At 74.6% G+C, this 17,517-nt stretch carries 14 protein-coding genes; 10 read left to right on the top strand and 4 right to left on the bottom strand.

Translation table 11 applies throughout. From position 1 onward, the window contains the following. Positions 1-4 precede the first annotated feature (4 nt). Entirely contained in the window at positions 5-1,435 is a 1,431-nt protein-coding gene (locus AB0R04_RS23805; RefSeq protein WP_363374372.1) for a HAMP domain-containing sensor histidine kinase, read from the top strand. 75 nt (positions 1,436-1,510) lie between these two features. On the opposite strand, the gene AB0R04_RS23800 is transcribed toward AB0R04_RS23805, so the two are convergent. Then, positions 1,511-2,530, bottom strand: a complete 1,020-nt coding sequence (locus tag AB0R04_RS23800) for a TAXI family TRAP transporter solute-binding subunit (RefSeq protein ID WP_363374369.1) — start codon at positions 2,528-2,530, stop codon at positions 1,511-1,513. An 85-nt stretch (positions 2,531-2,615) separates the two neighbouring features. Here AB0R04_RS23800 and miaB point away from each other — a divergent pair, with 85 nt between their 5' ends. After that, the gene (gene miaB / locus AB0R04_RS23795; protein WP_363374367.1) at positions 2,616-4,118 is read left to right on the top strand and encodes a tRNA (N6-isopentenyl adenosine(37)-C2)-methylthiotransferase MiaB; all 1,503 of its coding nucleotides are present in this window, start codon (positions 2,616-2,618) and stop codon (positions 4,116-4,118) included. Between the two features lie 134 nt (positions 4,119-4,252). Next, positions 4,253-4,951: a class III extradiol dioxygenase subunit B-like domain-containing protein gene (locus AB0R04_RS23790; RefSeq protein WP_063349332.1), complete on the top strand. Its 699-nt coding sequence runs from the start codon at positions 4,253-4,255 to the stop codon at positions 4,949-4,951. 15 nt (positions 4,952-4,966) lie between these two features. Here the strand turns inward: AB0R04_RS23790 and AB0R04_RS23785 are convergent, their stop codons facing one another. Then, on the bottom strand, positions 4,967-5,230 hold the full coding sequence (locus tag AB0R04_RS23785) for an antitoxin (protein WP_063349333.1): 264 nt from the start codon (positions 5,228-5,230) through the stop codon (positions 4,967-4,969). Between the two features lie 189 nt (positions 5,231-5,419). Between AB0R04_RS23785 and miaA the strand changes: the two genes are divergently transcribed. From miaA to hflX, 5 genes are all read left to right on the top strand, one after another. Then, the gene (gene miaA, locus AB0R04_RS23780; RefSeq protein WP_363374364.1) at positions 5,420-6,385 is read left to right on the top strand and encodes a tRNA (adenosine(37)-N6)-dimethylallyltransferase MiaA; all 966 of its coding nucleotides are present in this window, start codon (positions 5,420-5,422) and stop codon (positions 6,383-6,385) included. Between the two features lie 226 nt (positions 6,386-6,611). Further along, positions 6,612-7,112, top strand: coding sequence for a hypothetical protein (locus AB0R04_RS23775; protein WP_363374361.1), 501 nt, complete (start codon positions 6,612-6,614; stop codon positions 7,110-7,112). A 97-nt stretch (positions 7,113-7,209) separates the two neighbouring features. Then, positions 7,210-8,121, top strand: a complete 912-nt coding sequence (gene dapF, locus AB0R04_RS23770; RefSeq protein ID WP_363374358.1) for a diaminopimelate epimerase — start codon at positions 7,210-7,212, stop codon at positions 8,119-8,121. Between the two features lie 197 nt (positions 8,122-8,318). Beyond that, positions 8,319-10,658: an HD domain-containing protein gene (locus AB0R04_RS23765; RefSeq protein ID WP_363374355.1), complete on the top strand. Its 2,340-nt coding sequence runs from the start codon at positions 8,319-8,321 to the stop codon at positions 10,656-10,658. Positions 10,659-10,762: 104 nt separating this feature from the next. After that, on the top strand, positions 10,763-12,274 hold the full coding sequence (gene hflX, locus AB0R04_RS23760; RefSeq protein ID WP_363374353.1) for a GTPase HflX: 1,512 nt from the start codon (positions 10,763-10,765) through the stop codon (positions 12,272-12,274). Between the two features lie 176 nt (positions 12,275-12,450). Here hflX and AB0R04_RS23755 read toward each other — a convergent pair whose 3' ends face one another. Together AB0R04_RS23755 and AB0R04_RS23750 are read right to left on the bottom strand one after the other, a co-directional pair. Then, positions 12,451-13,575 carry a hypothetical protein gene (locus AB0R04_RS23755; RefSeq protein ID WP_363374350.1) on the bottom strand — a complete coding sequence of 375 codons (1,125 nt, stop codon included), beginning with the start codon at positions 13,573-13,575 and terminating at the stop codon, positions 12,451-12,453. A gap of 67 nt (positions 13,576-13,642) precedes the next feature. Then, on the bottom strand, positions 13,643-14,815 hold the full coding sequence (locus AB0R04_RS23750; protein ID WP_363374349.1) for a hypothetical protein: 1,173 nt from the start codon (positions 14,813-14,815) through the stop codon (positions 13,643-13,645). Between the two features lie 372 nt (positions 14,816-15,187). Between AB0R04_RS23750 and AB0R04_RS23745 the strand changes: the two genes are divergently transcribed. Next, positions 15,188-16,948 carry an IucA/IucC family protein gene (locus AB0R04_RS23745; protein ID WP_363374431.1) on the top strand — a complete coding sequence of 587 codons (1,761 nt, stop codon included), beginning with the start codon at positions 15,188-15,190 and terminating at the stop codon, positions 16,946-16,948. Continuing rightward, complete coding sequence (locus AB0R04_RS23740; RefSeq protein WP_363374346.1) at positions 16,945-17,514, top strand: GNAT family N-acetyltransferase; 570 nt, start codon at positions 16,945-16,947, stop codon at positions 17,512-17,514. Before AB0R04_RS23745 ends, AB0R04_RS23740 begins: the two co-directional genes overlap by 4 nt. Positions 17,515-17,517: the final 3 nt, after the last annotated feature.

The following is a 17,517-nucleotide window of genomic DNA, read 5'->3' as shown; positions in this document are numbered from 1 at the left end:
GCACGTGCGCACCCGCCTGCTCGGCATCCTGATCGCCCTCATGCTCTGCGTCCTGGCCGCCCTGGGGCTGCCGCTCGCGGCGGCGGTCGCGGCGGCCGAGCAGAGCAGGGTGGTCGTCGACCGGCTCGACGACGCCGCCCGCTTCGCCCAGGACCTGCCCACCTCCGGCCCCTCGGCGGTGGAGTCCGCGCTCAAGGGCGACCCGGAGCCCGCCCCCGGCGACGTCAGCCGCCGGCGCGCGATCGACGCCGAGGTCCGCCGCTACCACGACCTGTACGGCGTGCGGCTGGGCATCTTCCAGCGCGACGGCGTGCCGATCGCCGCCGCCCCCGCCGACTGGCGGGTGCCCCGCGGCTGGGGCGCGCAGGCCTTCCAGGAGGCGTTGGACGGGCGGCGCAGCCACAACCCGCCCCAGGTCTGGCCGTGGACCGACGACCGCACCCTGACCGTCGCCACCCCGGTGGTGCGCGACGGCGACGTGGTCGCGGTGGTGCTCAGCGAGTCCCCCACCGGGGCGCTGCGCACCCGGATCCTGCACAGCTGGCTGGTGATCGGCGCCGGCGAGGCCGCCGCGATGATCGTCGCGGTGCTGCTGGCCGGCCGGCTCACCGAGTGGGTGCTGCGCCCGGTCCGCACCCTCGACCGGGCCACCCACGACATCGCCACCGGCCGGATGGCCGCCCGGGTCGCGCCCGGCGGCGGCCCGCCCGAGCTGCAGCGGCTGGCCCGCTCGTTCAACGAGATGGCCGACCACGTGGTGCTCGCCATGGACCAGCAGAAGGCCTTCGTCGCGGACGCCTCGCACCAGCTGCGCAACCCGCTGGCGGCCCTGCTGCTGCGGGTCGAGGTGCTCGGGCTGGAACTGCCCGAGGGGCACGAGGAGGAGCTCGGCGGCGTCCGGGAGGAGGGCCTCCGGCTGGCCCGGGTGCTGGACGACCTGCTCGGCCTGGCCACCGCCGAGCACGCCCGCCCCGAACCCGAGCAGACCGACCTCGCCGCGCTCACCCTGGCCCGGGTCGACGCCTGGCGGCCGGTCGCCGAGCAGCGCGGGATCGAGCTGCGCTGGGAGGGCCCGGCGCTCGCCGTCGGCATGGCGGACCCGATCGGCTTCGGCTCCGCCCTGGACGCCGTGCTGGACAACGCGCTCAAGTTCGGCCCGGCCGGCAGCGGGGTGCGGCTGAAGGTCTCGGTGCGCCGGGACGAGGTCGCGGTGACCGTCACGGACGCCGGGCCCGGCCTCGCCGAGGACGAGCTACCCCGCGCCGGGGACCGCTTCTGGCGCAGCCCGCGGCACCAGAACGTGGACGGCTCCGGGCTCGGCCTGTCGATCGCCCGCACCCTGCTGGCGGCGGGCGGCGGTTCGCTCGCCTTCGCCCCGGTCGAGCCGACCGGGCTCGCGGTGACGCTGGCGGTGCCGCGGCCGGAGAAGCGGTAGCCCGTACGGGCCCGCAGCGCCCGTACGGTTTCCGGGCTTCAGGGCCTCACCTTCAGGGCTCCACCTTCAGGACCTTCAGGGCTTCACCGAGCGGTAGTAGCGGGCCGCGCCCTCGTGCAGCGGGAGCGGGTCGGTGTAGACGGCGGTGCGCAGGTCGACCAGCTGGGCGGCGTGCACCTGGGAGCCGATCTGGTCGCGGCTGTCGATCACCGCCCTGGTCATGCCCTCGACCAGGCCCGGGTCCACCTCGTCCCGGGTGATCAGCAGGTTGGGCACGGCCACGGTGGCGACGGCGTCCTTGGGGTCGGCGTTCGGGTAGGTGCCCTTGGGCATGGTGGCCGCCCGGTAGGCGTCGGTGCCGCCGCCCTCCATCTTGTGGATGGCCCCGGCGAGGTCCCCCAGCGGCACGACCCGCATCCGCATGTGGTCGGACAGGTCGGTGAGGGCGCTGGTCGGCAGGCCGCCGGACCAGAAGAAGGCGTCGAGCTTGTTCTCGCGCAGCTGGTCGGCGGCGTCGCCGACGCCCGCCGACACCGGGACGATGTCGTGGTCCGGGTCCAGGCCGGCCGCGGCCAGCAGCCGCCTGGTCACCAGGTTCACCCCGGACTGCGGCAGGCCCACGCCGACCCGCAGCCCCTTGAGGTCGGCCGTGCGGTGCACCGTCGAGGAGGACGGGACGATCAGCTGGAGGTAGTCGTCGTACAGCCGTGCGATCGCCCGCAGCCGGTCCTTGCCCGGGCCCTGGTAGTCGGCGACGGCGTCGGCGGTGGCGATCGCGAAGTCGTCCTGGCCGCTGGTCACCCGGGCCAGGTTGTCGATCGAGCCCTCGGTGTTGTCCAGGGCCAGCCGCACCCCCGGCATGGCCTTGGCGACGTGGGCCTCCAGCAACTGCCCGTACCGGTCGTAGACACCGCGCTGCACGCCGGTCGCGAAACGCGTCTCGCCGCGCGGGTAGCCGGGCGAGCGGCCCGCCGACAGCCACCAGCCGCCCAGCCCCGCGACCAGCAGCACCAGCACCAGCACCGTCCGCCACAGCGGGCTGCGGGCCGCGGTGCGGACGGCGGCGCCGAGACGGGACGGGGTGGTGGGGGTCATGCAGGGATACTGCCAGGCGCTCCGCCGGAACGGGAGGGGAAACGGTGGGGGAAAAGCGCTTCGCGGCTGCCCGTACCCTGGTCTGGTGAGCGGTGAGAGCGGATTGAAGAGCTACAAGGTCGTCACGTACGGCTGCCAGATGAACGTCCACGACTCCGAGCGGCTGTCCGGCCTGCTGGAGGACGCGGGTTACGTCAAGGCCGGGCAGGAGGGCGACCCGGACCTGGTCGTGTTCAACACCTGCGCGGTGCGGGAGAACGCCGACAACAAGCTGTACGGCAACCTCGGGCAGCTGGCGCCGGTCAAGACCCGCCACAAGGGCATGCAGATCGCCGTCGGCGGCTGCCTCGCCCAGAAGGACCGCGACACCATCGTCCGCAAGGCCCCCTGGGTCGACGTGGTGTTCGGCACCCACAACATCGGCCACCTGCCGGCGCTGCTGGAGCGGGCCGCGGTCGAGCGCAAGGCCCAGGTCGAGATCCTGGAGTCGCTGGAGACCTTCCCCTCCACCCTGCCGACCCGCCGCGAGTCCGCGTACGCCGCGTGGGTCGCCATCTCCGTCGGCTGCAACAACACCTGCACCTTCTGCATCGTCCCCGCGCTGCGCGGCAAGGAGGAGGACCGCCGCCCCGGCGACGTCCTCGCCGAGATCGAGGCGCTGGTGGACGAGGGCGTCATCGAGGTGACCCTGCTCGGCCAGAACGTCAACGCCTACGGCTCCGACCTGGGCGACCGCGAGGCCTTCTCCAAGCTGCTGCGCGCCGCCGGCCAGATCGAGGGCCTGGAGCGGATCCGCTTCACCTCGCCGCACCCGCGCGACTTCACCGACGACGTGATCGCCGCGATGGCCGAGACGCCGAACGTGATGCACCAGCTGCACATGCCGCTGCAGTCCGGCTCCGACACCGTCCTCAAGGCGATGCGCCGCTCCTACCGCCAGGAGCGCTTCCTCGGGATCATCCGGAAGGTCCGCGAGGCCATGCCGGACGCGGCGATCTCCACCGACATCATCGTGGGCTTCCCCGGCGAGACCGAGGAGGACTTCGAGCAGACGATGCACGCCGTCCGCGAGGCCCGCTTCACCAACGCCTTCACCTTCCAGTACTCCAAGCGCCCCGGCACCCCGGCCGCCGAGATGGCGGACCAGGTGCCGAAGGCCGTCGTGCAGGCCCGCTACGACCGGCTGATCGCCCTCCAGGAGGAGATCTCCTGGGAGGAGAACAAGAAGCAGGTCGGCCGCGTCCTGGAGATCCTGGTCGCCGAGGGCGAGGGCAAGAAGGACGACAAGACCGACCGGCTCTCCGGCCGCGCCCCCGACAACCGGCTGGTGCACTTCAGCAGGCCGACGGAGCCGGTGCGCCCGGGCGACGTGGTGACCGTCGAGATCACCTACGCCGCCCCGCACCACCTGCTCGCCGAGGGCCCGTCGCTCGCGGTGCGCCGCACCCGGGCCGGCGACGCCTGGGAGAAGCGCCAGGCCAAGCCCGTGGCCAAGCCGGCCGGGGTGATGCTCGGCCTGCCGGGCATCGGTGCCCCGGCCGCGCTGCCCCTGGCCGCTCCGGCGGGCGGGGCCTGCTGCGGCGACTGACGGCCCACTCCTCGAACGGGGCCTGCTTCTCGAACGGGTCCGCTGCTCGAACGGTGGCCCGGTCCTCGAACGGCGGCCCGGCGGGACTTCGAGTCCGGCCGGGCCGCCGTCGCCGTTTGGCTAGAGTGATCCGCATGCTGGTAGCCGCCGCCGTGTGCCCCTGTCCGCCGCTGCTCGTCCCCGAGGTCGCCGCCGGGGCGGCCGCCGAACTGGACCCGCTGCGGGCCGCCTGCGACGAGGCCCTGGCGGCACTGGTCGCGGCCGGGCCGCAGCTGGTCGTGGTGGTCGGCGCCGGGCCGGAGGCCGAGGTGTGGACCGAGGGCGGGGCCGGCTCCTTCCACCGCTACGGGGTGCCGCTGGTCGCCAAGCTGCCCGGCGGCCGGGTCGAGGGGCCGGAGCTGGCGCCCTCGCTGACGGTCGGCGCCTGGCTGCTGGAGCGCGCCGGGGTGACGCTGCCGACGCACGCCTGCGCGGTGCCCGCCGACGCGCCCGCCGACCGGATGCTCGGGCTCGGCCAGGGCCTGGCCCAGCTGGCCGACCGGGTCGGCCTGCTGGTGGTGGGCGACGGCAGCGCCTGCCGCTCGGTGAAGGCCCCCGGTTACCTGGACGAGCGCGCCGAGGGCTTCGACGCCGCCCTGGCCGCCGCCCTGGGCTCCGCCGACCTGCCCGCGCTCGCCGCCCTGGACGCCGGGCTGGCCGCCGAGCTCAAGGCCGAGGGCCGGGCGCCCTGGCAGGTGCTGGCCGGCGCCGCGGAGGGCGCCGGCCTCACCGCGCGGCTCGGCTACCAGGACGCCCCGTACGGGGTCGGCTACGTCGTGGCGTCCTGGAGCTGATCGAAGCGCGGGGCGTCAGGCCTGCGGCGCCTGGCCGTTGCCGCCGGCCGGCCCCTCCTCGCCCGGCTTCGGCTTGTGGGCGAAGTCGCCCACCGCGCCCTTGGCCTTGCTGGCGCCGTGCTCGATCTTCTCGCTGTACTTGCCCTTGGTCGCCTTGTCGATCGCGCCGCCGGCCTTGTCCACCGCGTGCTCGATCTGCTCGCTGTGCTTGCCGGCGAGCTCACTGGCCTTGCCCTTGAGCTCTTCGGCCTTGCCCTTGAGGTTGTCCATCAGACCCATGGCGATCTCACCCTTTCGTCCCTGTCTCCTGCCCAACGTCCGTCACCGCCGAACCGTTCGCAAACCGGCTCAACTGCGGAAACGGCCGGAGATGGCCGGAGACGGCCGGACACAGTCACATCGTCGCGCAGTCGGGGCCGACGGGCAGCCCGGTCACCGGTGCGGCGGCGGTTTTGCGAGACTGGAGCGGTGAGCAGCTCCCGTACCGACCAGTCCCGCGCCGCCCAGCCCCGAGTGGTCTGCATCGTCGGCGCGACCGCCGCCGGCAAGTCCGACCTGGCCGTCGCCATCGCCCGCAGCCTCGGCGGCGAGGTGATCAACACCGACTCGATGCAGCTGTACCGGGGCATGGACATCGGCACCGCCAAGCTCACCCCCGCCGAGCGCGGCGGCGTACCGCACCACCTGCTGGACGTCTGGGACGTCACCGAGGCCGCCAGCGTCGCCGAGTACCAGCGGCTGGCCCGGGCCGAGATCGACCGGCTGCTCGCGGCCGGGCGCACGCCCGTCCTGGTCGGCGGCTCCGGGCTGTACGTCCGGGCGGCGATCGACGAGATGGAGTTCCCCGGCACCGACCCGGTGGTCCGGGCCCGGCTGGAGGCCGAGCTGGAGGAGGCCGGCCCGCACGCGCTGCACCGGCGGCTGGCCGAGCTGGACCCGGCGGCCGCGGAGGCGATCCTGATCGGCAACGGGCGGCGGATCGTCCGCGCGCTGGAGGTCATCGAGATCACCGGGCAGCCGTTCACCGCGAACCTGCCCGGTAACACCGCCGTCTACGACGCGGTGCAGATCGGGGTCGCGCTGCCGCGCCCCGAACTGGACGAGCGGATCACGCTGCGGGTCGACCTGATGTGGCGGGCCGGACTGCTGGACGAGGTGCGCGCGCTGGAGCGGCTCGGGCTGCGGGAGGGGCGGACGGCCTCCCGGGCGCTCGGCTACCAGCAGGTGCTGGACCACTTCGCCGGCGAGTGCACCGAGGACGAGGCGCGGGCCGAGACCGTCCGGGCCACCAAGCGCTTCGCCCGCCGTCAGGAGTCCTGGTTCCGCCGCGACGGCCGGATCCACTGGCTGTCCCGGCCGGCCGGCACCGACCCCGTCGAGCTGCTGGAACGCTCCCTGGAGCTGATCGACCGTCAGGAGCGTCCGGCCGGGTAGGCGGGTTCCGGCCAATCCGGCGGTGCACCTGCGCGCGCAGGTGGCCGTGCAGGACGAACCGGCGGTCACGGCCCGATCACGTGATGGCCACGGATCACCCGTCGACGCCGGTCAGGCCCGGAACGCCCGTCTGGACATGCCATCATCGAAGGCGTAGGGGTCGGCCGCGCGGGCCGACCGTGCCCGACCGCGAGTCCGCTCGTGTCGAACTGTCAGGGGAGGCCGCGTGTCGACGGGTACCGGCCCCGAACCCGGCCAGAGCGGGAGTGTCACCGCACCGGCCGACGAGTCGACGATGGGCGACCTCCCCGTGCTGACCGGCCTGGAGGCGCCCACCTCCTATGCGGTCGCACTGCCGGCCCTGGACACCCGCACCCCGGCGGGCGCGGTGCACGAGCGGGAGATCCGACCGCTGCGCCGGCTCCGCTGGTGGCAGACCCTGCCGATCGCCCTGCTGGGCATCCTCGGCTCGCTGATGTTCGCCTTCCCGCTCGCCTTCGGCTCGGCCGGGGCGCGCGCCACCATGGTCGGCATGCTCGGGCTGCTGCTCACCGCCGCCTCGGTCGGCTGGGGCGCGATGGCCGCCCGGCACGCCGGGTACAAGTGGCCGGGCCTGCCGCGCCGCGGCTCCGGGCAGCGGGCCGGCTGGAAGGCGATCGCGCTGTACACCCTGATCGCGCTGGTGGCCTGTGCGCTGGCCGTCTGGCGGGTCGCCTACCTGCGCTGATCCGTCGGCCGCCCCTGCCGGCCCCTCGGCTGCCCGCGCCGATCCACCGGTCGGACCGCCCGGGTGGCCGGTGCGCCCGTTCAGTACCATCGGGAGGGTGAGCGCATCCTCCCCGCAGCCGGTCGGCGTCCCCTTCTTCAAGGGGCACGGCACCCAGAACGACTTCGTCATCGTCCCGGACCCGGACGGCGCGCTGGAGATCGGCCCCGCGGCCGTCGCCGCGCTGTGCGACCGGCGGGCCGGCATCGGCGGGGACGGGCTGCTGCGCGTGGTGCGCTCCGCCGCCGAGCCGGCCGCCGCGGACCAGGCCGACCGGGCCGAGTGGTTCATGGACTACCGCAACTCCGACGGCAGCATCGCCGAGATGTGCGGCAACGGCGTGCGGGTCTTCGCCCGTTACCTGGTCGAGGCCGGCCTGGCCGAGCCCGGCGAGTTCGCGGTCGCCACCCGCGCCGGGGTGCGGACGGTGCGGGTCGCCGAGGACGCCGGGGACGGGACGCCCGGCGAGGTCACCGTCGACATGGGCCGGGCCCGGCTGCCCGGGCCGGACGGCGTCGAGGTCGCGGTCGGCGCGCGGCGCTGGCCCGCGCTGAACGTCAACATGGGCAACCCGCACGCGGTGGCCTTCGTGGACAGCCTCGACCACGCCGGGGACCTGCTCGCCGCGCCGCTGACCAGCCCCGAAGGGGCCTACCCGGAGGGCGTGAACGTCGAGTTCGTGGTGGACCGCGGGCCGCGGCACGTCGCCATGCGGGTGTACGAGCGCGGCTCCGGCGAGACCCGCTCCTGCGGGACCGGCACCTGCGCCGTCGCGGTGGCCGCCATCCGCCGGGACGGCGTCGACCCGGCGGTCACCGGCGAGCCGGCCACCTACACCGTGGACGTGCCGGGCGGCCGACTGGTCATCACCGAGCACCCGGACGGCCGGATCGAGAAGACCGGCCCGGCGGTCATCGTGGCCGCCGGTGAGATCGACGCCCGCTGGTGGGCCGAACTGGGGCGTGTCTGACACGTCTGGGGCGCGGCTCGGGCAGCTGACGGCCCGGTTTGCCCATTTCGCGCGGCGGTGAATCCGCCCGTTCGAGTGACGCGTGTCGCGGACGGGAAGCAAGGCATCGCGGAACGTGCTCTGCTCGGTAGCATGGACCACCGGGAAGGCGCCCCTCGGCGGGGTGGCGGCCGGTGATCGCTGCCGGAGGTGCGCCGATGACCATCGAAGCCGGGCAGTCCCTGACGGGGCAGCCGACGTCCGCACGGCAAGCCGGGGCCAGGCGGCCCCTGGGGGAGCTCGGCCGGGCCGCGCTCGGCCGGGCCGGGCGGGCCGCCCTGCTGGCCACCGGCCGGCCGCCCGTCCCGGACGCCCTCGAACCGCTCGTCCGAGTCCACCGCGAGCACCATCCGCAGGCCGACCTCGGCCTGCTCGCCCGGGCCTACCGGCTCGCCGAGGCCAGCCACCGGGGCCAGAAGCGCAAGAGCGGCGGGCCGTACATCACCCACCCGCTCGCCGTCACCATGATCCTGGCCCAACTCGGCGCCGGGACAACCACCTTGGTCGCCTCGCTGCTCCACGACACCGTCGAGGACACCGAATTGACGCTCGATCAGGTGAGCGCCGGCTTCGGGCCCGAAGTCGCCTACCTGGTCGACGGGGTGACGAAACTGGAGAAGGTCGACTTCGGCGCCGCCGCCGAGGCCGAGACCTTCCGCAAGATGCTGGTCGCCACCGGCGACGACGTCCGGGTGATGGTGATCAAGCTCGCCGACCGGCTGCACAACATGCGCACCATCCGGCACATGAAGCCGGCCAGCCAGGTGCGGATCGCCAAGGTCACCCGGGACGTGCTGATCCCGCTGGCCGAACGGCTCGGCATCCAGGTGCTCAAGGCGGAGCTGGAGGACATCGTCTTCGCCACCCTGCACCCCGAGGAGCACGCCCGCACCCGGGCCCTGATGGCCGGTCACGAGGGCGAGCCGGACACCCAGCTGGCCCCCTTCGCCCGGCTGCTGGCCCGCCAGCTGTCCGAGACCGGGGTGACCGCCGAGGTCACCGTCCGGCCCCGGCACTGCGTGTCGCTGCACCGGGTGCTGCTCAAGCGGGCCGCCGCGCCCGGCCCGGACGGGCGGCCGCAGCGGCCGCAGCCCGCCGACTTCGGGCGGCTGCTGGTGGTGGTCGAGGAGAACGCCGACTGCTACGCCGTGCTCGGCGAACTGCACACCTGCTGGACGCCGCTGCCCGGCGAGTTCAAGGACTTCGTCGCCGCCCCCAAGTTCAACCTCTACCAGTCGCTGCACACCGCCGTGGCGCTCAGCGGCGGCACGGTCGTCGAGGTGCTGGTGCGCACCCGGCGGATGCACGAGGTCGCCGAGACCGGGGTGGTCGCGCTCGGCGACCCGGAGCCGGCCGGCGCCGTCCAGGACGCCGACGAACTCGACCGCACCGACCCGGCCCGGCCCGGCTGGCTCAGCCGGCTGCTGGAGTGGCAGCAGGAGACGCCCGACCCGGACGCCTTCTGGTCCGCGCTCACCGCCGACCTGGCCGGCGACCGCGAGATCACCGTCGTGACGGAGAGCGGCGAAACGCTTCAGCTGAGGGCCGGCGCCACCTGCGTGGACGCCGCCTACCTGCTCGGCGAGGAGACCGGCCACCGGTGCATCGGGGCCCGGGTCAACGGCCGGCTCACCGCGCTCTCCACCGTCCTGCAGGACGGCGACCTGCTCGCCGTGCTCACCGAGGCCGTGCCCACCGGGACCGTGCTCACCGAGGACGGACCGCGCCCCGCCGAACCCTCCGGGCCCGCGCCCGAGTGGCTCGCGCACGCCCGGACCCCGGCCGCCCGGCTGGCCATCGAACGCTGGCTCGCCGACCACCCGGCCCGGCTCCCGCCGGTGCGTACCGGCCCCTCCAGCGGCCAGCCCGCCCCGCCCGCGCACCGCACCACCGAGCGCCGGCCGGCCCCGGTCGCGGTGGCCGGCCGGCCCGGGGCGCCGGTCCGGCTGGCCCGCTGCTGCACGCCCGTGCCGCCGGACGAGGTGGCCGGCTACCCGATCCGCGGCGGAGCCGTCGCCGTGCACCGCACCGGCTGCCCGGCCGGGGAGCGGATGCGCGCGGCCGGGCGCGCCGAGCTGGAGGTCCGCTGGCGGCCGGAGGGCACCCCGGCGGCCGGCCACCGGGCCACCCTGCGGGCCGAGGCGCTCAACCGGCCCCGGCTGCTCGCCGACCTCACGGCGGCCATCTCCGCCGAGGACGTCGGCATCGTCTCGGCCGAGGTCGAACCGCCGCAGGAGCTGCGGGTCCGGCACACCTACACCGTCGAACTGCCCGAGCCGGCCGCGCTGCCCGCGCTGATGCGGGCCATGCTCAAGGTCTCCGGGGTGTACGACGTCAGCCGGCCGCAGGCCCCGGACACCGGCGGGGCCCGCCACCCCGGGGAAAATGGGGATGACCGGTCCGCGCCGGGCGTGGGACCATCATGGGGAATTCACGGCCGGTCCACGGCGTTCTCAGGGCACAGGAGCCCCGACGGCACTCGAGGACCTGAGGGGTAGCTCACCTCGCCCGGCGGTAACCGGGGCGGCAGCTGGGCAGACTCCGGGTGGGACCGCACAAGGCGGTCCCCACAGGCCATCCGCACCAGCGACCAAAGGACAGAATGACCTCCACGTCCGACACCCGCGACCACGCCGACGCCCCGCGCCGCCTGAACGGTCTGCGGGCGGAAGCCCTCATGGACGAGGACCTCGCGGCCATCGACGAGGACCGCGGCCACGGCCACCACCACTACGACGGCGACCAGTACGACCGCAGCGAGCGTGCCGCCCTGCGCCGCGTCGCCGGCCTCTCCACCGAACTCGAAGACGTCACCGAGGTCGAGTACCGCCAGCTCCGCCTGGAGCGCGTGGTGCTCGTCGGCGTCTGGACGGACGGCACCCTGGAGGAGGCGGAGAACTCGATGGCCGAGCTCGCCGCCCTCGCCGAGACGGCCGGCTCCCAGGTGCTGGACGGCGTCATCCAGCGCCGCGACAAGCCCGACGCGGCCACCTACATCGGCTCCGGCAAGGCGAAGGAACTGCGCGACATCGTCGCGGCCACCGGCGCCGACACCGTGGTCTGCGACGGTGAGCTCACCCCCGGCCAGCTGATCCACCTGGAAGACGTGGTCAAGGTCAAGGTCGTCGACCGGACGGCCCTGATCCTGGACATCTTCGCCCAGCACGCCAAGTCCCGGGAGGGCAAGGCGCAGGTCTCGCTCGCGCAGATGCAGTACATGCTGCCGCGCCTGCGCGGCTGGGGTCAGTCGCTGTCCCGGCAGATGGGTGGTGGCGGCGCCGGCTCGTCCGGCGGCGGCATGGCCACCCGTGGTCCCGGTGAGACCAAGATCGAGACCGACCGGCGCCGGATCCGCGAGAAGATGGCGAAGCTCCGCCGCGAGATCGCCGAGATGAAGAAGGGCCGCGACACCAAGCGCCAGGAGCGCAAGCGCCACCAGGTGCCGTCGGTGGCCATCGCCGGGTACACCAACGCCGGCAAGTCGTCCCTGCTCAACCGGCTCACCGGGGCGGGCGTCCTGGTGGAGAACTCCCTGTTCGCCACCCTGGACCCGACCGTGCGCCGGGCCCAGACCCCGAGCGGGCGGCTCTACACCCTGGCCGACACCGTCGGCTTCGTTCGGCACCTGCCGCACCACCTGGTCGAGGCCTTCCGCTCGACCATGGAGGAGGTCGCCGACGCGGACCTCATCCTGCACGTGGTCGACGGCTCGCACCCCGAGCCGGAGACGCAGCTGGCCGCCGTCCGCGAGGTCATCGTCTCGGTCGACGCGCAGAACGTGCCGGAGATCGTGGTGATCAACAAGGCGGACGCCGCCGACCCGCACGTGCTGCAGCGACTGCTGCGCCGCGAGCCGCACGCCATCGTGGTGTCGGCCCGCAGCGGCGAGGGCATCGAGGAGCTGCTGAAGCTCATCGACGACGAGCTGCCGCGCCCGGCGATCGAGGTGCGGGCCCTGGTGCCCTACACCCAGGGCGGGCTGGTCTCCCGGGTGCACGCCGAGGGCGAGCTGCTCGGCACCGAGCACACCGGCGAGGGCACGCTGCTGCACGCCAAGGTGCCGGCCGAGCTGGCCGCCGAGCTGGAGCGCTACGCGGTGGCGCTGCAGGTCTGAGGCGTCGGGCCGACGAAGGGCCCCCGGACGTGACCGTGATGCCGCTGGGCATCGCGCGAGCGTCCGGGGGCCCTTCGCGTGCCCGTCCGGGGTGCCGGGGCGTCCGTTCCGGGGTCCGCCCGGGGGCTCGTCCGGGCGTGCGGGCCTGCGGGCGTGCGGCCGTGTGGGCGTGCGGGCTACTTCACGTTCTTGGCGAAGTAGTCGAAGGCCTGCTTCGCCTGGTCCTGCAGCGAGGGGCCGGCCAGGTACCCGGGCGGGTTGCGGCTGCCGATCGCGGTGACGCTGATCAGGTTGGGCTTGCCGTCCTTGGTGATGAACCAGCCGCCGCCGCTGGAGCCGCCGGTCACGGTGCAGCCGGTGACGTACATCGGCGGGCGGCTCCGGTCGGGGGAGAGCCTGGCCGGCGGGACCGGGGGCTCGCAGCGGGAGAGCTCCAGGCCGTCGAACGGCCGATCGGTCGGGTAGCCGTAGGCGGCCGCCGAGCCGATCTGCTCGCGCGGGGCGTTGAACCAGACCGGGACCGAGCCGCCGACCGCCTCCTCCAGCGACGCGCCGGAGCCGCCCTCGCCGCGCACCCGGATGATCCCGTAGTCGTACTGGTGGTGGGCGCCGACGCCGCCCTCCCCGAGCCAGGTCGGCGACACCAGTGCGCGCACCGCCGCCCACCGGCCGTACGGGGCGGCCTGCTGCTCGGTGAGCGGTTTGCCGCGGGCCGCCTGGCCGTCCCGGTTGAAACCGGGCACGAAGGTGATGTTCCGCAGCCAGCCGCCGCCCTTGCCGTCGTGCAGGCAGTGCGCGGCGGTGTAGACGAGGTTGCTGCGGCCCGGGTTGGCCGGGTCGGAGACCACCGTCGCGGAGCAGGCCGCGTCGCCCTGGGGCGTGGTGACGAAGAGCCGGCCGACCACGGCGGTGGCCGGGCCGTACGGGTGCGGCTGCGGCGTGGCCGCGACGGCTGCGGGCGGGGCGTCCGGCCGGCCGTCGTCCGGTGCGGCGGTGAGCGGGTACTCCGGGGTGGGCCGACCCTTGGCGGCGGCCATCCGGGTGGTCGACCAGAAGCCCGGGGCCACCTCGTTGGCGAAGCCGCTGCCGGAGACGAACCGGGCCCAGTCCTCCACCTTCCAGCCCGTCAGGTCGCCCAGGCTGGTGGGGGCCGACGTGGGGAGGGCGGGCGGCGGTGCGGCCGCCGTGGCGCCGGAGCCGTCCGGCCCGCAGGCGGTTGCGGCGAGCGCGAGCACGGCGAGCACCGCGGCGCCGGTCGGCCCGGATCGGCGCCGCGGTCCGCGGCCGGTGTGCTTCGGCATGCTGCATCGTCCCCCGGGGGCGGCCTCCGCCGCCCGTACGGCTTGGTCCGGTCCGACCGGAAAGGGCCTACGGCTTCTTGGAGATCCAGTCCAGCGCCTGCTTGGCGACCGTCTCCAGGTACGGGCCGCTCAGCGAGGTGTGGTCCTCGGTGCCGATGGACGTGTTGCTGACCAGGGCGGTCTTCCCGTCCGGCATGGTGGCGAACCAGCCGCCGCCGCTGGAGCCCTGGGTCATGTTGCAGCCGATGGTGAGCATCGACGGGCGCTTGGCGTCGAACGACAGCCGGGTCGGCTTGCCGCCGTCGCACTTGTACAGCTCCTGGCCGTCGAACGGCTTGTAGAGCGGGTAGCCGACCGCCGCGACGGACATCTTGTCGCGCGGGGCGTCGAACCAGACCGGGACGGCCGAACCGACCGTCTCCTCCAGCGACTTGCCGGAGTCGTTCTGGTTGTGCACCCGCATGACGGCGAAGTCGTACTGGTTCGCGGCGTCACCGGTGCCGCCGCCCTCGACCATCCACTGCGGCGAGGTGGTGACCAGGTCGGCCCACCAGGTGCCCAGCGGGGCCAGTTCGGACAGCGGGGCCTTCTTGCCGCCGCTGGAGGCGCCCGAGTTGTTGTAGGCGGGCACGAAGACCAGGTCCTTGAAGAAGTCGCCGCCCTTGCCCGCGTGCACGCAGTGGCCGGCGGTCCAGACCAGATTGCTCTTGCCCGGGTGCTGCGGGTCGGTGATCACCGTCGCCGAGCAGTTGCCCCGGCCGCCCTGGGCGCTGAAGAACACCTTCCCGGACGGCTGCTTGGTGTACGGGCGGGGCACCGGCACGGCCTTGACCACCGGCGGGTCCGGGTCCGTCACGCCGTTGTCGGCGGCCGGCTTGGCGGTGGGCGGGGCCGGATCGGCGGGCTTGGAGTCGCCCATCTTGTCCGGGTTCCAGAAGTCCTTCACCACCGGGTTGTTGAAGACGTGCTTGGACGCCCACGAGTCCCAGTCCTCGAACTTCCACTTCTTCAGGTCGTCCCAGGACTTCGGCAGGCCCTCCAGCAGGCTGGTCGGGATGCCCGACGGGAGGGTGATCCCGCCGATCACGCCGCCCCCCTGGGCGGCGGTGCTGGACGCGGGCGGCGGCGCGGCGCTGCCGCCTCCGTCGCCCGCCGGACCGTCCGGCCCGCAGGCGCTCGCCGCGAGCAGCGTCCCCGTGACGAGGGCGACGGCCATGGCTGACCGGTGGATCGATGGCATGTGTGCGCTTCCCCCTGTGCTCGATCGGGCTGTCGTGCGGCGACTCGCCGCTGTGGAGTCTTCCACCGGTCACCAGGACGGCGGCGGCCGCCCCCCGGGTTGCGGCCCTGACCGGAGGTCACCGATCCGTGACGTGGCCACGATCGGCCCGCCGACCCAGCAGGGCCCCGCGCGCCGGACGCGGACAATCCCCGATCTTCACCCGGACGAGTGAGCCGACCTTGTGATCACCCGTCAGGGATAGGTAACCCTTACCTGACGCGACGGTGCGAGCGCCCGCCGATCCTCTCCACCACCCGCGCGCGTCCGCACCCCCACGCGCCCCAAGGAGCAGCCTTGAGCACCGCCCTCACCGGAGCCCCGCCCGCCCCGCTGCTGCACGCGGACCGGCCGGCCGAGCCCGATCCGCTGCTGCACCCGGACCCCGCCGTCGCCGCCGAACAGGCCGCCCTGGAAGCCCTGCTGCGCTGCTGGACGCGCGAGACCGGCGCCCGCCCCGGCCCCGACGGCCGGCTGCGGATCGCCGTCCTCGGCGGCGCCGCCCGGCTGTCCGCCCCCGTCCGCTACTGGTCGCCCGGCGGCTGGCACCGGTTCGGCCCCGCCGTCCTCTCCGCCGGGGAGGGCACCGCCGACGCCCCCGTGGACGCCGTCACCACCGCCGCGCTGCTCGCCGCCGCGGCCGCCGACCGCCCCGACCCCGGGCAGGTCGCCGACCTCGCCGCCCGGGTCGCCGACTCGGTCGTCCGCACCGCCGACATCCTCGCCCACCGGCGCACCACCGCCCCCGTCGGCGGCCCGGAACGCTCGCACTTCCTCGCCGCCGAACAGTCCCTGCTGCTCGGCCACCCGCTGCACCCCACCCCGAAGAGCCGCGACGGCCTCGGCCCGGCCCAGAGCGCCGCCTACTCGCCCGAACTGCACGGCTCCTTCCAACTCCACTGGTACGCGGTCCACCGCGACCTGCTCGCCGCCGGCTCCGCCCTCACCGACAGCGCCGACCGGATCACCGCGGACCTGCTCGGCGACCACGCCGCCCTGCCGCCCGGCACCGCCGCCCTGCCGCTGCACCCCTGGCAGGCCCGCGAACTCGCCCACCGCCCGGCCGTCGCCGCCCTGCTCGCCGACGGGCTGCTGCACGACCTCGGCCCGGCCGGCGAACCCTGGCACCCCACCTCCTCGGTGCGCACCGTCTACCGCCCCGGCACCCCCTGGATGCTCAAGCTCTCGCTCGGCCTGCGGATCACCAACTCCCGCCGGGAGAACCTGCGCAAGGAACTCCACCGCGGCCTGGAGGTGCACCGGCTGCTGGAGAGCGGCCTGGCCGCCGAATGGCACCGCGCCCACCCCGGCTTCGACATCGTCCGCGACCCGGCCTGGATCGGCGTCGACCACCCCGCCCTCGGCGACCCGGGCGGCCTGGACACCGTGCTGCGCGCCCAGCCCTTCGCCCCCGCCGACCGCGCGCTGTGCGTCGCCGGGCTGGTCGCCGAACAGCCGCTCGGCACCGGCGACACCGTGCCGTCCCGGCTCGGCGACACCCTGCGGGCGCTCGCCGTCCGCTGCGGCCGCCCGCTGCGGACCGTCGCCGCCGAATGGTTCCTGCGCTACCTGGACGCCGTCGTGCTGCCCGTCCTCTGGCTGGACGGCACGGCCGGCATCGCCCTGGAGGCGCACCAGCAGAACAGCCTCGTCCTGCTCGACGCCGACGGCTGGCCCAGCGGCGGCCGCTACCGCGACAACCAGGGCTACTACTACCGGGAGAGCGCCGCCGACCGGCTCACCGCGCGGCTGCCCGGGCTCGGCGAGCACAGCGACACCTTCCTGCCCGACGAGGTGATCGACCACCACTTCGCCTACTACCTCGGCATCAACCACGTCCTCGGCCTGGTCGGTGCCTTCGGCAGCCAGGGGCTCGCTGACGAGACCGTGCTGCTGGCCGGGCTGCGTCGCTTCCTGGCCGGCCCGCGGGCCGCCGCCACCGGCTCGGCGCTGCCCGGGCTGCTGCTCGACGCGCCCACCCTGCCCTGCAAGGCCAACCTGCTCACCCGGATCAACGGCCTGGACGAACTGGTCGGCCCGGTCGCCACCCAGTCCGTCTACGTGGACATCCCCAACCCGCTGGCGGGCGCATGAGCCTGCTCGACGACCCGCCGGGATGGGGCGCGATCCCCACCCCGGCCGGCGAGTTCCGGCTCAGCCCGGTCCGGCTGCCCACCGACCTGGACCTGCTCGCCGGGTGGATGAACGACCCCGAGATCGCCGCTTTCTGGCAGCTCGCCGGGCCGCCCGACGCCACCGAACGGCACCTCCGGGCCCAACTCGACGGCGACGGCCGCAGCGTGCCCTGCCTCGGCCTGCTCGACGGCGTCCCGACGAGCTACTGGGAGGTCTACCGCGCCGACCTCGACCCGCTCGCCCGGCACTACCCGGCCCGGCCGCACGACACCGGCGTCCACCTCCTGATCGGTCCCGCCGAGAGCCGCGGCCGGGGCCTCGGCGCCGTCCTGCTGGCCGCCCTCGCCGAGCGGATCCTGCGGCAACGGCCCCGCTGCGAACGGGTCGTCGCCGAACCGGACGTCCGCAACCGGCGCTCCGTCCGGGCCTTCGAACAGGCCGGATTCCGGCTGGACACCGAACTCGACCTGCCCGACAAGCGCGCCGCCCTGATGGTCCGTGCCCGCGTCCCCTTCGTCGCCTAGGAC

Origin of the sequence: Kitasatospora sp. NPDC056731, from assembly GCF_040687675.1 — a bacterium.
Taxonomy (GTDB): domain Bacteria; phylum Actinomycetota; class Actinomycetes; order Streptomycetales; family Streptomycetaceae; genus Kitasatospora.
The sequence above is the reverse complement of the archived record's forward strand: the minus strand, read 5'-3'. Positions and strand labels throughout refer to the sequence as shown.

What these genes read in the sequence shown, in the direction of transcription:
- AB0R04_RS23800 (WP_363374369.1), bottom strand. Translation starts at nt 2,530, where the DNA reads ATGACCCCCACCACCCCGTCCCGTCTCGGCGCCGCCGTCCGCACCGCG.
- AB0R04_RS23790 (WP_063349332.1), top strand. Translation starts at nt 4,253, where the DNA reads ATGCTGGTAGCCGCCGCCGTGTGCCCCTGTCCGCCGCTGCTCGTCCCC.
- AB0R04_RS23785 (WP_063349333.1), bottom strand. Translation starts at nt 5,230, where the DNA reads ATGGGTCTGATGGACAACCTCAAGGGCAAGGCCGAAGAGCTCAAGGGC.
- AB0R04_RS23765 (WP_363374355.1), top strand. Translation starts at nt 8,319, where the DNA reads ATGACCATCGAAGCCGGGCAGTCCCTGACGGGGCAGCCGACGTCCGCA.
- hflX (WP_363374353.1), top strand. Translation starts at nt 10,763, where the DNA reads ATGACCTCCACGTCCGACACCCGCGACCACGCCGACGCCCCGCGCCGC.
- AB0R04_RS23755 (WP_363374350.1), bottom strand. Translation starts at nt 13,575, where the DNA reads ATGCCGAAGCACACCGGCCGCGGACCGCGGCGCCGATCCGGGCCGACC.
- AB0R04_RS23750 (WP_363374349.1), bottom strand. Translation starts at nt 14,815, where the DNA reads ATGCCATCGATCCACCGGTCAGCCATGGCCGTCGCCCTCGTCACGGGG.
- AB0R04_RS23740 (WP_363374346.1), top strand. Translation starts at nt 16,945, where the DNA reads ATGAGCCTGCTCGACGACCCGCCGGGATGGGGCGCGATCCCCACCCCG.